The sequence below is a fragment of the Aphanizomenon flos-aquae FACHB-1287 genome (assembly GCF_014698755.1).
GTDB classification, from domain to species: domain Bacteria; phylum Cyanobacteriota; class Cyanobacteriia; order Cyanobacteriales; family Nostocaceae; genus Dolichospermum; species Dolichospermum flosaquae.
The window spans coordinates 25,496-41,038 of record NZ_JACJTO010000016.1 but is presented as its reverse complement, the minus strand read 5'-3'; the positions used below and the strand labels follow the sequence as shown (position 1 = coordinate 41,038).

The 15,543-nt window shown below is 40.4% G+C and carries 11 protein-coding genes; 5 read left to right on the top strand and 6 right to left on the bottom strand.

The window, feature by feature from the left end; genetic code table 11:
• Position 1: 1 nt before the first annotated feature.
• The 3 genes from H6G44_RS09715 to cysS form a co-directional block, all read right to left on the bottom strand.
• Positions 2-766 carry a Uma2 family endonuclease gene (locus H6G44_RS09715; protein WP_168652275.1) on the bottom strand — a complete coding sequence of 255 codons (765 nt, stop codon included), beginning with the start codon at positions 764-766 and terminating at the stop codon, positions 2-4.
• Positions 767-898: 132 nt separating this feature from the next.
• Positions 899-2,335 carry a TldD/PmbA family protein gene (locus H6G44_RS09710; protein ID WP_190386358.1) on the bottom strand — a complete coding sequence of 479 codons (1,437 nt, stop codon included), beginning with the start codon at positions 2,333-2,335 and terminating at the stop codon, positions 899-901.
• A gap of 157 nt (positions 2,336-2,492) precedes the next feature.
• Positions 2,493-3,956: a cysteine--tRNA ligase gene (gene cysS, locus H6G44_RS09705; RefSeq protein WP_190386357.1), complete on the bottom strand. Its 1,464-nt coding sequence runs from the start codon at positions 3,954-3,956 to the stop codon at positions 2,493-2,495.
• 144 nt (positions 3,957-4,100) lie between these two features.
• Between cysS and H6G44_RS09700 the strand changes: the two genes are divergently transcribed.
• The 4 genes from H6G44_RS09700 (at position 4,101) to H6G44_RS09685 (ending at position 8,345) form a co-directional block, all read left to right on the top strand.
• On the top strand, positions 4,101-4,718 hold the full coding sequence (locus tag H6G44_RS09700; RefSeq protein ID WP_190386356.1) for a Uma2 family endonuclease: 618 nt from the start codon (positions 4,101-4,103) through the stop codon (positions 4,716-4,718).
• A gap of 73 nt (positions 4,719-4,791) precedes the next feature.
• Complete coding sequence (locus H6G44_RS09695; protein WP_190386355.1) at positions 4,792-5,910, top strand: CobW family GTP-binding protein; 1,119 nt, start codon at positions 4,792-4,794, stop codon at positions 5,908-5,910.
• Between the two features lie 241 nt (positions 5,911-6,151).
• Entirely contained in the window at positions 6,152-7,429 is a 1,278-nt protein-coding gene (locus H6G44_RS09690) for a M16 family metallopeptidase (protein ID WP_190386354.1), read from the top strand.
• A 34-nt stretch (positions 7,430-7,463) separates the two neighbouring features.
• Positions 7,464-8,345 carry a fructosamine kinase family protein gene (locus H6G44_RS09685; protein ID WP_190386353.1) on the top strand — a complete coding sequence of 294 codons (882 nt, stop codon included), beginning with the start codon at positions 7,464-7,466 and terminating at the stop codon, positions 8,343-8,345.
• Positions 8,346-8,354: 9 nt separating this feature from the next.
• Here H6G44_RS09685 and H6G44_RS09680 read toward each other — a convergent pair whose 3' ends face one another.
• On the bottom strand, positions 8,355-8,900 hold the full coding sequence (locus H6G44_RS09680) for a GIY-YIG nuclease family protein (RefSeq protein WP_190386352.1): 546 nt from the start codon (positions 8,898-8,900) through the stop codon (positions 8,355-8,357).
• Between the two features lie 183 nt (positions 8,901-9,083).
• On the bottom strand, positions 9,084-13,175 hold the full coding sequence (locus H6G44_RS09675; RefSeq protein WP_190386351.1) for a DNA-directed RNA polymerase subunit beta'': 4,092 nt from the start codon (positions 13,173-13,175) through the stop codon (positions 9,084-9,086).
• 18 nt (positions 13,176-13,193) lie between these two features.
• Here H6G44_RS09675 and H6G44_RS09670 point away from each other — a divergent pair, with 18 nt between their 5' ends.
• Positions 13,194-13,448 (top strand): hypothetical protein, encoded by a 255-nt coding sequence (locus tag H6G44_RS09670; protein ID WP_242031703.1) that lies wholly within the window; start codon positions 13,194-13,196, stop codon positions 13,446-13,448.
• On the opposite strand, the gene H6G44_RS09665 is transcribed toward H6G44_RS09670, so the two are convergent.
• The gene (locus H6G44_RS09665; protein ID WP_190386350.1) at positions 13,427-15,319 is read right to left on the bottom strand and encodes a DNA-directed RNA polymerase subunit gamma; all 1,893 of its coding nucleotides are present in this window, start codon (positions 15,317-15,319) and stop codon (positions 13,427-13,429) included. The two genes, H6G44_RS09670 and H6G44_RS09665, sit on opposite strands and share 22 nt — an antisense overlap.
• Positions 15,320-15,543 lie beyond the last annotated feature (224 nt).

Here is a 15,543-nt window from a genome sequence, read left to right as displayed (position 1 = left end):
ATTAAATTGTATCTGGGTCAATATTTAGTTCTCGCAATTTTGCTGCTAAACGTTCTGATCTTCTAGCTTCCCATTCTGCTCTTTGGGATTCTATTTCTGCTCTTTGGGATTGTATTTCTGCTCTTTGCACTTGTATTGCTGTTTTTTTAGTTTCCTCTTCTGCGGTTTCTTCTGGTGTCGGCACTAACTCTCCTGCTGGGGTAAAATACCTTAATAGTCCTTGATTAATTCCTAAATATAACCCTAACTGTTCACTCCATAAATATCCTTGTTTATTGGGTTCTAAAGGTTGATATTTATTATCTATTAAATGAAAACCTGCAAATTCTAATGTATAAGGATCAAACCAAAAGTAATCTGGTGTGCGGAAAGTATTTTGGTAAAGTTCTTTTTTAAATTCTCTATCAGTATTAGCTGTACTGGGTGAAAGAATTTCTAAAATGAAATTAGGGTATTTACCGTCTTCTTCCCAAACTACCCAACTTTTGCGGGTTTTGCGTTCAGTTTCCAAGACAACAAAAAAATCAGGACCTCGGAAAAATTGTGATTTTTTCTGATTAGGACTATAGTAAATAGTCAAATTTCCCGCAGCATAGAAATTTGTTCTATCTTTCCATAACCATTCTAAACATTTGAAAAGTAAAATTATTTGTCGTAGATGTAGTTCAGTTTCCACGGGAGGTTCATCACTATATAAATCACTAGGAGGAAATATTACATCTGCGGAGATGTCTTGTTGTGATTCTAATTCTTGAGCAATGATCATATTGATATGGCCTCAAGTAGTTACTTTTTTATTGTAGCATTAATTCAAGATCAATATATTTCTTTCTGTTGGGTTGCGCTGTTGCTTAACCCAACCTACTTTAACTCACCAGAACCTAAAGCGGAAAATTCATTAACCACCACCAAAAACCTCAATATTTGCAAATGCACAAACTGGTGAACCATGGCCTACAAAAATCATTTGATTTGGTTCTCCTTTGCCGCAATTAGGCGCTCCATAAATTTGCCAATTGCTATTATCTCCAACTTGAATTAAACTATGCCAAAATTCTGGTGTAGTAGCGCGATAATTAGGATTCCGGAGGGTTTTGGTAAGTTTACCATTTTCAATTAATCTTGCATATTCACAACCAAATTGAAATTTATAACGTTGATCATCTATTGACCAAGAACGGTTAGATTCCATGTAAATTCCATGGTCTATTCCTGAGATAATTTCCTCAAAAGTAGCTGTTCCTGGTTCTAAATTTAAGTTGGCCATTCTGTCTATGGGAGGACGATTCCAGGAAGAAGCCCGCGCACAAGCAACACCGGGTAAATTTGCTCTGGTTTGACTTTCTAAACTACCTAAACCTCGTTGTAAAATCCCTTTTTTAATAATAAATTCTTTGGTAGCTACTGCACCGTTATCATCAAAACTATAACTGGCAAATTCACCTGGTACTGTAGGATCAAAGGTGATATTCATGAGCGGTGAACCATATTCTAATTTACCAAAATCATCTTTGGTGACAAAACTACCTCCAGCATAGTTGCGTTCATCTCCTAAAATGCGGTCAATTTCTAAAGGATGTCCGATACTTTCATGAATTTGTAGCATCATTTGATCTGGTGCTAAAACTAAATTAGTCCGAGTATTTGGACATTCTGCTGCTGTTAATAATTCTAATACCTGTTCACCAACTTGTTGAACTTGATGCCATAAATTATCTTGTTTAAACAGTTCCCAACCACCTTGATAGGAGTTAGCGTAAGCACCATTGTTGGTGCGTTGTTGGACAATTGTACCATCTTGAGCAATAGCTCCAAAATGATGACTAAGAGATAGAATATGCTGATATATTTCTGAACCATTACTACTCACAAACCAAGTTTCTTTTTGATCTGTGTTGACTGCGGCTGTAGTTTGAATGATTTTATCGTTAATTTTCAGTTTCTCACAAATCTGAATCAGTAAATCGTTGATTTCTCCGGGACTAATAGCATTAAATGGCTCTAAAAATGCTGATTTATATTCACCAACTACTTGAGGACGGGTATTTTCACTAACTGGATATATCCACCATTTACTAGCTACTAATGCCTGTTTATAGGCGATTTCCGCCGCATTTTGTAAACTGGAAATATGTAAGGAATTAGTAGCAGCATAGCCTAAACAACCATCAACTATGACTTCGATCATCGCTCCCATATTTAATGATTTACCATTATTTTGGGGTAAACCATCACGCACAGCATGATGTGTGGAGGTGGTTTTTACGGCTCTAATTCCTACCCAATCTGCGGGAATGTTTAAATCAGAAATTGCGGTTGTTAATTGTTTCCACATGGTGTTAATTAAAGGTTGAGAGTTTCTTTTTACATCTATATAAATCAGGCACAAGTTACGGAATAACGAACCACAGAGGCGCAGAGGACACGGAGAGGAAGAGTTTCAGAGATGTTTTGTTTCGCGTCAGTCCTGGTCTAATTATCGTAATTATTAGTTAATTTCTATGCCAACGTGTGCTTTCTTTGCTATCTATTAAGGTGATGCCTTTTGTTAATAGTTCATTGCGAATTCTATCTGATTCGGCGAAGTTTTTGTTTTTTCTTGCTTCTTGTCTTTGTTGAATTAGTTCTTCAATATAAATATCGCTTAAACTATCTTGTTGAGAAGTTTCTGGTTCTGGTTTGGCGGTTAATCCTAAAACTTCTGCTAATGTAATTAGGGTTTGCCATTTTTTAAGTAATTCATCTGCTGGGGTTTCTGTTCTTCCTTGATGAACAATTATATTTCCTTCCCGATTTAGTTCTTTGGCTAATTCAAAAATTATTGTTAATCCACCAGGGAAGTTAAAATCATCATTGACTGCTTCTTTAAATCTCTCAATCTCGGAATTTTGGATTTTAGATTTGGAATTTTGAATTAGTTTAGATTCATCCCAGCCTAGTTTTTTACTATGTTGATGTCCAAATAATAAACCTTCTTTGATCGTATGCCAGCCATTGGTTGCTGCTAATATGGCATCATCGGTAAAATCTATGGGTTTGCGATATTGTGCCATCATTACAAATAAACGCACAGCCATGGGGTCTACACCCCGATCTAATAATTGACGAATGGTGATAAAATTACCCAAGGATTTGGACATTTTTTCCCCATCTACTTTTACCATGCCGTTGTGTAACCAATAGTTGGCTAATGGTTTACCAGTAACGGCTTCAGATTGAGCAATTTCGTTTTCATGGTGGGGGAAAATTAAGTCAGCACCACCAGCATGAATATCTATGGTATCACCTAAGCGATCGCGTACCATGGCGGAGCATTCTATATGCCATCCTGGGCGGCCTTTTCCCCACGGAGACTCCCACGCTGGTTCACCAGATTTTGCAGCCTTCCATAGGGCAAAATCAAAGGGGTATTTCTTCTTTTGATATTCTGTGTCTTCGATGTTTACCCGTTCACTTGCGCCGGCTTGCATATCCTCTAATTTCCGTCCCGAAAGTTTACCATATTCGGCAAAATTCTGAACTGCATAATAGACATCACCACCAGACGGATAAGCAAAACCTTTATGTTCTAAATCGTGAATTAATTTTTGAATACCATTCATTGTATGTGTAGCGCGGGGGTATTCATCAGCTTCTTTAATTCCCAACCGCGACATATCCTCAAAATATGCTTGAATATATTTTTCTGCGACAACTTCCATGGAAGAATTTTCTTCTCTGGCTCGTTTGAGAATTTTATCATCAATATCCGTAAAATTTTGGATATAGCGCACGTCATAGCCAATAAACTGAAGGTAACGACGCACTACATCCCAAACAATACAAGCTCTAGCATGACCCAAATGGCAGTAATCATAAACTGTCACACCGCAATAATACATCTTAACTTTGCCAGGTTCAACGGTGGTAAATTGTTCTTGACGACGGGTGAGGGTATTGTAAATAGATAGGGTCATAATAGAGGAATAAGGCAATCTGACGATAAACAATGATAACGCAAGTTGATGACAATGACGTAAATGAAAATTTTGGTAGCTAATAATTGGCTATAATTATTGTTAGCAATACTTGGTAATTTTGTCAACACCTGGAGGTAAAGTATGATTCAAGCATTACCGAAAACTAAATCAGTAACTTTTGAGGAATTTGTCCAATGGAAACCAGAAGGAAAGTATTATGAATTACATCATGGAGTAATTATTGAAATGAATCAACCTTTAGGCGATCATGAGTGGATTATCATTTTTTTGAATAGAAAAATAAACTCAGAATCAGAACGTTTAGGATTATCCTATGGAATAGCAAAAACTGTGTTGGTTAAACCTCCTGATAATGAATCTGGTTACTCACCAGATGTTTTACTACTCAATCCATCTAATTTAATTAATGAGCCATTATGGAAAAAACAATCTACAGTTACTCAAGGCGCATCAATTCCATTAGTTATTGAAGTTGTGAGTACAAATTGGCGTGTTGATTATTTGAGTAAAGTTAAAGATTATGAAGAAATTGGTATTCCTGAATATTGGATTGTTGATTATTTAGCTTTAGGTGGAACTCCCTATATAGGAAATCCCAAACAACCAACTATTTCTATCTATGATTTAATTAATGGGGAATATCAAGTGAGTCAATTTAGAGAAAATCAAACTATAGTTTCGCGTACTTTCCCGGAACTTACCCTCACTGCTAATCAAATTTTTCAAGCTGGAATATAAATATGTTACTCTAATGTCGAGTAGCTAAAATCAAGATAAAATTAAAAACACACCAAAATCCTACTTCATAATTATGCAAACCACAGTTAATTCCGAGTCTCACATCATGGAAGTTGCCAAACAAGGTTTACCAGTTACCATTATTACAGGTTTCCTCGGTAGTGGTAAAACGACTTTACTCAATCATATTCTCACAAATCAGCAAGGTGTGAAAACTGCTGTTTTAGTGAATGAATTTGGGGAAATTGGTATTGATAATGAATTGGTTGTTTCCACAGATGAAAATATGGTGGAATTAAGCAACGGTTGTATTTGTTGTACCATTAATAATGACTTAGTTGATGCTGTTTACAAGGTTTTAGAAAGAGAAGAAAAGTTAGATTATTTAGTCGTAGAAACCACTGGTTTAGCAGACCCTTTACCTGTAGCTATGACATTTTTGGGTTCAGAATTGCGAGATCTAACCAGGTTAGATTCTATTATTACTGTAGTTGATGCTGCAAATTATAGCTTGGATTTATTCAATTCTGAAGCAGCTTTGAGTCAAATTACTTATGGTGATGTCATTATTCTCAATAAGACAGATTTAGTTGATGAAACCACTTTACAGGAAGTGGAGAAAAAAATTAATAATATTAAAGAAGGCTCGCGGATAATTCGGACTACAAAATCTCAAGTTCCACTTCCTTTAATTCTCAGTGTTGGTTTATTTGCATCTGATAAATATTTTGATTCCCATACAGAGGAACATCATGATCATGATGATCATGATCATTCTAATTGTGGTCACGAACATCATGATGATCATGATCATTCTACCTGTGGACATGACCACCATGATCATGAACATCATCACCATTCTAATCATTTAGAAAATGATGGTTTTATCTCTATTTCTTTCCAAAGTGATAAACCTTTTTCCATTAGAAAGTTTCAACATTTTTTAGATAACCAATTACCCATAAATGTCTTCCGTGCTAAGGGGATTATGTGGTTTGATGAAAGTCCTCAACGTCACATTTTCCACCTTTGCGGTAAACGCTTCACTATTGATGATGATCAATGGAAAGGTGACAAGAAAAATCAATTAGTGTTAATTGGTCAAAATCTAGATAGTGAAATCTTACTTCAACAGTTAGAAAACTGTATTTGTCTTCCTTCTAGCACTAAAGGTAAGGGATTTGGGAACTAGTAATTAGTCATTTTCATCTAATATCTATATCCCCAACTTATTTAAAGAATGGGGATATTGTTATTTATTATTGTTAGAGGGTGTTTGAAAAAATCGTTATATTCTTTACACTATCTTATTTTCAGCCTTGTTTGTCGCCATGTCTGCCCCTAAATACTAACAGTTTATAGATGAAAAGGTTTACACCATCAAGAAAGTTGTAATATAGAAAAAGTAACATAGCTGAAACTATCCTTTTCCAATGACATCAACTCTGCTGAAACTTCCGCGTCTCAATACACCCACAGTACACCATATACCCAACGGTTTAACCATTATTGTCGAACAAATGCCAATAGACGCAGTTAATCTCAACCTGTGGGTAAAAACAGGTTCAGCAATGGAAGCTGATACTATCAATGGTATGGCTCACTTTTTAGAACATATTGTTTTCAAAGGTACAAAAAAACTCATTAGTGGTGAATTTGAACGTCGCATTGAAGAACGTGGCGCACTCACCAATGCCGCCACTAGCCAAGATTATACCCACTATTACATCACAACCGCACCTCAAGATTTTGCCGAACTAGCACCATTACAAATAGATGTTGTCTGTAATCCTAGTATTCCCCATGATGCTTTTGAACGCGAACGATTAGTAGTTTTAGAAGAAATTAGACGTTCTCAAGATAACCCCAGAAGACGGATTTATCGTCATATCATGGAAACCGCCTTTGATTATTTACCCTATCGTCGTCCAGTCCTAGGTTCTGAATCAATCATTTCTCAAATTCAACCCCAACAAATGCGAGATTTTCACACCCATTGGTATCAACCCCAATCAATTACAGCCGTCGCTGTCGGTAATTTACCAGTAGAAGAATTAGTAGAAATTATCGCCACAGAATTTAATAAAAATTACCAACAACCACCCAACAAACCAACACCAATAGCCCCAACCCCTGAACCTCCATTTACAGAAATAGTCCGTCAGGAAATTATTGACCAAACACTCCAACAAGCAAGACTAGTCATGGTTTGGCGAGTCCCTGGATTAATCAAATTAGATCAAACCTATGCACTTGATATCATAGCTGGAATTTTAGGACACGGAAGAACATCTAGATTAGTTCAAGACCTACGGGAACAACAAGAATTAGTTTCCTCAATTTCTGTTAGTAACATGAGTAACTTATTACAAGGTGTATTTTCAATTTCCGCCAAATGTAACCTAGAAAATATAGCCACCGTAGAAAAAGCGATCGCTCAACATCTTCACATCTTATACACAGAAATCGTCAAAGAATCAGAAATTAGTCGTATTCAACAACGTATAGCTAATCAGTTTATATTTGGGAACGAAACACCAAGCGATCGCGCTGGATTATATGGTTATTATCAATCATTAATTGGTGATTTAAAACCAGCTTTTAATTATCCCCAACACATCCAATCTATCACCGCAACTGACTTAATCCAAGCAGTCAAAAACTATCTTTCCCCCGATGCCTATGGTATTGTCATTGTTAAACCTGCCTAGTCATCGCTAATCCATTCTCAACAATTAACGAACTATGATTTGGCAAGAAATTGATAACCACATTAGTCAAATTACTGGCGAGAAATTTGTCAGTAATCAACATTTATCCATCAGTGGTGGATGTATTAACCAAAGTTATGCCATTAGTAATAGTAAAATCACCTACTTTATTAAACAAAACCTTCCTTCCCAAGGGTCAATGTTTGCAGCAGAAATCCTCGGTTTACAACAAATCTATCAGTCCAAAACTATCCGCTCTCCTAAAGCAATTTGTTGGGGAATTACAGAAACTTCTAGCTATATTGTATTAGAATGGCTAGAAATGACCAATGGTAATCATAAATCCTGGACAGAACTGGGACGGAAAATAGCAGCCATGCACAAAATTACCACCAACAAAGGTTTTGGCTGGAATATAAATAACACCATCGGTTCTACACCCCAAATCAATAACTTTCACTCCTCCTGGACAGAATTTTATACTCAAAATCGTTTAAACTATCAATTTCAACTAGCAAAAAAACGCGGTGGAAAATTTCCCCACTCAGCTAAACTACTAGCAGCTATTCCCCAATTATTCCTAAATTATCAAATTCAACCTTCCTTAGTTCATGGAGACTTATGGAGAGGAAATGTAAGCTTTACCATTGAAAATGAACCAGTTATTTTTGATCCTGCCACTTATTTTGGAGATAGAGAAGTTGATATTGCCATGACCGAATTATTTGGAGGTTTTCCGCCAACATTTTATCAAAATTATCAAGAAGTATTTCCCTTAGATAAGGGATATGAAACACGCAAAACATTATATAATCTCTATCATATTTTGAATCACTTTAATTTATTCAGTGGTAGTTATTATTCTCAAGCTAATCAAATGATAGAGAAAATATTAAAAGCATCTAACCTTAACTGACCACTAAAACTACTTCAAATCTAACAATCCTCCTTCCTTTAATTTAGGATTAAAGCGAACTTGAGTATTTATTCCCCGTTCCCTTAAAACAGCTAAAATCTCCTCCTCAACACGCCGCGCCACATTCTTTAAAACCTTGCTTTTCCCTAAATCATCAATAGCCTTATACTCATAATCATTTTTTTCCTCCAGAGTCATTAAATCCCTCACATCTATAGGATTTGTCCATTTCTGTTTAAACATAGTTTCAGTAATAGAAATATCCCCATTTTCCATCACCCAAGCATCTTCAATACCTTCTAAAACCGTACGGTTAGGACGTTCTATAGTTTGCACCTTCACCCAATAACAACATTGAGGCCGACGAACCAAATGCTGCTTCAAACTTACATAAATATCACGAGAATAACCAACAAATTGAAGAACCTTATCCTGATTAAAAATAGCATAAACTCCGATTTTACCCTCAAAGTCCGCCATCACCTCACCATAGTCATCAATATAAGCATAATATTCAAGACCAGCCAAACTTGACACCCCGACCTCCATCGTCATACAGACCTTCCCGGTATTATGAAATAAATATGTAGCAGGCAAAATGCCCCGTAATAGGTAATGGGTAATAGGTAATGGGTGATAAGTGAAAACTTACCAATCACCACTGACCACTGACCACTGACCACTGACCACTGACCAATCACCACCGACCAATCACCAATCACCACCAACCATTACTTATTATTCATCCTCAAAATCATCATCATCATCCTCCTCCAAATCATCATCCTCCTCCTCAATCACAAAGTCGCCAATTTCATCAGCAATCAGATCATCATCATCATCATCTAATACCAAGCGTTCTCCCATCTTTCCGTGAAAACTATTATCTCCCATCACCGGAGCATCCAAATTATAAAGTTTTGCCGTCCGGTCATCCAAAACCATATCCAAAGGGTCATCCACCTCATCCAGCAGATTATCACCCATACCATTAAAACCCATATCCATCACATAATCATCAACTACCCCCACCTCCTCATAAGTATTGTAACCAGTCCCAGCCGGAATCAAACGCCCAATAATGACATTTTCCTTTAAGCCCCGCAGCCAATCAGACTTACCTTCTATAGCAGCCTCAGTTAATACCCTAGTCGTTTCTTGGAAAGAAGCAGCAGATATAAAACTATCCGTATTTAACGAAGCCTTCGTAATACCCAGCAACATAGGCGTATATTCCGCCCTTGCCCCTCCAGTAATAGACATAGCCTCATTCACCTGTTCCACCTGCCGTAACTCAACTAATTCACCCGGCAACATCGTAGTATCCCCACCATCATCAATCCTCACCTTATTAGTCATTTGTCGCACAATTACCTCAATGTGTTTATCAGAAATATCAATACCCTGAGATTGATACACCATCTGCACCTCATTTACCAAGAAAGTTTGTACCTTCTGCAGAGCATGACTAGCACAGGCATAAACTCCATCTTCCGACCCTAAACTAAAGAAAATCTCCAAAATCTCATGGGGATTAGAAGGACCATCCGTAAGCGGTTGACCTGCTAATACACAAGCTCCATCCGGTACTATTAAATTTTGTCCCGGTCCCAAAGGATAATCAGTCACAGCACCTTGACCTTCAACAATCTTAATAGAATAGGCCTCACGAGTGATAGATGTCATCTCATCTCCGTCTCCATAGATCACCTTCACCTCACCAGGACGACGAGCCAATATACAAGCTTCCTTCGGTTTCCGGGCCTCCAAAAGCTCCTCTATTCGAGGTAATCCTTGAATAATGTCCCCTGTTTTTGCTCGCTCAAACACAAGTAACACCAGATTATCCCCCCGTTGCACCAGATCTCCATCCTCCACCTGCAACACCGCACCCGGACTAACCCGATAAGGACGACCTACCCGAAAAGTAACCTTATGACACCACTTATCAGTTATTAATCCTTCTTCTCCATCATTAACCGACAAAAGACTAACAACATCCACAACCTCACCAGAAACATCCGCCAAAACCCCAGGCGCAATTTCGCTACCTTCCACCACCAAATCAGCCTTATTCAAATTAGGACGTAAATTAGTATCCACCGTCACCAAATCATTTTGACGCAAAACCAGACAACGACGAACCGTTTCCGTCCCCTGTTGCACCCCCCTAACTATCCCCCCCTCCTTACAGAGAATTTTTGTCCGAGCCACCACAGATCCAGGCGCAATAGTATCACCATCTCCAACCTCCAAACTAGTTTGTGTACTACCTTGCGTAGCATCCGCAGTAATATCCCGACGAACCACCAAAGACTCCAAAATAACCAATTGTAACCTTTGAACCTCCTCATTTTCGCCATCAGAAATTAACTCTATATCCGCCGCCAGGGGAGAAGATCCATGCTCTCCCTCCGTCTCATCATCAATCTCCAAAACAATCTGTGTCCGCAGCAACTCCACCCCTTCCACAGACTTCACCCGCTCCGAATCCTTGTAGGGAATTCTTTGTACAGCCCGCAATTGAATTGAGCGCCCAGTCTGTTGACTAACAGAAGTAGTAGCAGGTACATCAGGATGAGTTCGTACCGGAAACTCCATCACAGGACGACTCAACAGCGCCGGCCCTTCAGGACCTTCCACATACTGAACATACCTTAGCTCCGTCGCCATCACCCCCAGCAACTCCTCCCCAGGTCGCAAAAAAGAATGGTCTAAAGCCATAGCAGATTCAGGATCATCTACCATCAGCAACTCCCCCGGCTTAATCACTATTTCTCGCAAAATATCATTCTTTTGCGTTATTTCCACCACCCCGCCAGACTGACAAAATATATCCTTAACTATTTCCGTACCCGCCTCCACAAACTGACCATCTTCCACAAGCAGCAAAGATATATCCTTATTCACCTCATGAGTTTCCTCCGGAATCCACAACAGCGTTCCTCCCTGCACCACCTCATAACCCAGCTTCGCCTTACCCTTCTTCTGTACCTCCACCTCCGCAAACTTCAAAACCCCCCCCATAGTAGTGCGATAACGGTCATCAATCAACTCCGCCACCACCTGTCCCGACAAAACCTTCGTTCCAGGAGTTGCCCGCAGATTAAACTCCTGATTATTAGCCGTCGTAATCAAATAGCTATTCCGACCTTGGAACTCATGCATAGTAACAGCCGCCTGGTCCAACACCACAGAAGCCGTAATCACCTCAACCTCCCTCGTCGCCTTTTCTACCGTAGAAGACTGCATTCGGACAACCCCACCATGTACCGTAGTTAATTGTGTTTCCGCCAGCACCCCATTCGTTTCCACAACATCTCCATTTTTGACAACCAATTCCGCCCCAGGAGGTAAATTATAAACATCTCCTGATAATATCCAAATTAATCCCCCTCTAGTAGCCGTCACAGTCGTATTTCCCTGCCTGTCCGTTTTTTGTTCAGCCACCAAATCCGCAAACTTCACCTCCCCCGCCAAATCCGAAGCCACATCTTTCACAGCCTTTTCCGTATTTGTTCTAGTAGTTTTACTACCTAAAGCCACCTCCGCCACCAGATGATCCGCTAATATTTGTTGTCCATCGTGAATGTATAGAGTTGAACCTTGAGTAACCGCAATTTCTTGACCTTCCCCAGTTCCCTGCTTCCTATCACCCTCAATCATTAACGTACCATTAGCTTCCACATACAGAGCATCCTCCCCATGCCGTGTTCGATAAGGACGGGTTTGTAACTTCCGAGGAATTTTCACCGTTCCCGTAATTTTAGAGCGCACCTGTTGAGCCACCTCCCCAGTAAATACCCCACCCGTATGAAAAGTCCGCATAGTTAATTGAGTACCCGGTTCACCTATACTTTGAGCCGCAATAATTCCTACCGCCTCCCCCAAATCCACCATCTTCCCATGGGCTAGACTCCAACCATAGCAATATTGACAAACAGAACGAGCCGCCTCACAGGTTAAAGGACTGCGAACAGTTACCGTTTTTACACCACTGTTTTGAATTTTCAGAGCCAAATCATCATCTATAGGCGTATTTCTTGAAGCAATGACCTGCCCCGTATCTGGATGCAGCACATCCTCCGCCACCACCCTACCCATCAACCTAGTCGCCAACTTAATTAACGTCTTATTTCCCTCCACCATAGCCCCAATCGTCAGACCCCGACTAGTTCCACAATCAAACTCCCTAACAATCACATCCTGGGAAACATCCACCAACCGCCGAGTTAAATAACCCGAATCCGCCGTCCGTAAAGCCGTATCTACCAGTCCCTTCCGCGCCCCATAACTAGATATAATATATTCCGTAACCGTCAAACCTTCACGGAAATTAGTTTTAATCGGCAAATCAATAATTTCTCCCTGGGGATCTGCCATAAGTCCTCGCATTCCCACCAACTGCCGTACCTGGGAAATATTTCCCCGCGCCCCAGAAAAAGCCATCATATATACAGAATTTAGAGGGTCTGTTTTTTTGAAATGCTCCACCACCTCATCCTTAAGAGCCTCCGACGTACTATTCCAAGTATCAATTACCTTCTGGAAACGCTCAACCTCCGTAATCTCTCCCCGTTGATATCGTTCCTCTGTCGCCAAAATTTCTCTTTCCGCCGCCTCCAACAACTGCTTCTTAGAAGGCGGAATCATCAAATCATTCACACTAATAGATACCCCCGCCTTCGTCGCATAACGAAAACCTAACTCCTTCAGCTTATCCGCCATTACCGCCGTTCTAGCCGTTCCATAATGAGTAAAAGACCAAGAAATCAAATCTCTCAACTTGCCCTTGTTTACCACAAGATTGCGAAACACTACATTAGTCATAATTTTGCCAGTTGTCAGTTGTCAGTTGTCAGTTGTTGGTCATTGGTCATTGGTCATTGGTCATTGGTCATTGGTCATTGGTCATTGGTCATTGGTAAGTTTTCACCCATTACCCATCACCCATTACCCATCACCCATTACCCATTACCCATCACCCATTACCCATTACCCATCACCCATCACCCATTACCCATCACCCATCACCCATTACCCATCACCCATCACCCATTACCCATCTTACGAATTACGAATTACGCATCTATAGCCTCTTGAATCGCCTTATTATAAATCGCTCGCCCAGGAGTCGTATAAATGTACTGAGAAAGTAAATTTCCCTGACCATCCTCCCGCACACGCCGGAACTTATAAATCAAAGTTCGACCCCTTAAATTACCCAACCCATCCCTATCCTCAATAACCTCTATCGGCTCAGAATCCGGCACACCCGAATCTACCTCACCATCAAAACGCACATAAATATATGCGTGCAACTCCACCTGCTTCGCCTCATAAGCCATAATCACATCATCCAAAGACGAGAAATACTTCCCGGCTCCCAAGGTCGCTTTAGGGTTTTCCGCTGTCAAATAATAGGCCCCCAACACCATATCCTGACTCGGTGTTACAATCGGCTTACCAGTCGCCGGCGACAGAATATTATTAGAAGCCAACATCAACAACCGCGCCTCCGCCTGACTCTCCAAAGACAAAGGCACATGAACCGCCATCTGGTCACCATCAAAATCAGCATTAAAAGCCGGACAAACCAAAGGATGCAATTGAATCGCCCTACCCTCCACCAAAATCGGCTCAAAAGCCTGAATCCCCAAACGGTGCAACGTCGGCGCTCGGTTCAACATCACTGGATGCCCCTCAATCACCTCCTCCAACACATCCCAAACACTCGGATCACCACGAGAAATCAACTTCTTCGCCGCTTTGATATTATTCACCATCCCCGACCGAATCAAGCGATTAATCACAAAAGGCTGAAATAACTCAATAGCCATCTCCCTCGGTAATCCACATTGATGAATCCTCAAATTCGGACCCACCACAATCACCGACCGTCCCGAATAATCCACCCGTTTACCCAACAAATTCTGTCGAAACCGTCCCTGTTTTCCCTCAATAATATCCGACAAAGACTTCAGTGGACGGTTATTAGCACCCACCACTGTCCTACCCCGTCGCCCATTATCTATCAGCGCGTCCACAGCCTCTTGCAACATCCGTTTTTCATTCCGCACAATAATCTCCGGCGCTAGAATCTCTTGCAGCCTAGCCAAACGATTATTCCGGTTAATCACCCGCCGATACAAATCATTTAAGTCACTGGTCGCAAACCTCCCCCCATCCAATTGCACCATTGGACGCAAATCAGGGGGAATTACGGGAATAATCTCCATGACCATCCATTGTGGTTGTGACCCAGTGGCAATGAAATTATCAATCACTCGCAACCGTTTAATCAATTTTGCCCGTTTTTGACCTTTAGCCTTCTCAATCTCTTCCCGTAAGGTTTCCGCCTCTTCTTCTAATTTAATATCCGCTAACAGTCGCAACAGAGCTTCAGCCCCAATACCTACTTCCACACCCTCCAACTGAGAATCTTCACTGTAGATAGCATCCTCAATTTCTAACCACTGGTCTTCACTCAGCAACTGTTTATAACTCAAGGTATCCGCATTGCCAGCAGCTAAAACACAATAAGAGTTGAAATAAACAATTTGCTCTACGTCTCGCAAGGGCATATCCAAGAGAATCGCAATATAACTAGGAATCCCTTTCAAGTACCAAACATGAGCTACAGGTGCAGCTAGTTTAATAAAGCCCATTCGGTGACGACGGACACGAGACTCTGTTACTTCTACTCCACAGCGCTCACAAACAATGCCTCTATGGCGAACGCGTTTGTATTTACCACAATGACATTCCCAATCTTTCGCTGGTCCAAATATGCGTTCGCAAAATAAACCATCCATCTCCGGCTTCAGAGTCCGGTAATTAATCGTTTCTGGTTTTGTTACCTCACCCACCAACTGGCCATTGGGTAAGGTACGTTCACCCCACTGGCGAATCCGTTCGGGTGAAGCAATACCAATTTTTACGTAGTCAAACTGATTAGATTGGGGAGATCTCATAACAAATTAAACATGAAAAAACAGTTGGTGGTCAGTTGTCAGTGGTCAGTTGTCAGTTGTCAGTGGTGATTGGTCATTGGTCATTGGTGATTGGTGATTGGTGATTGGTGATTGGTCATTGGTGATTGGTGATTGGTGATTGGTCATTGGTGATTGGTCATTGGTGATTGTAAACAGCATTACCCATGACCCATGACCCATTACCGATTACCGATTACCGATTA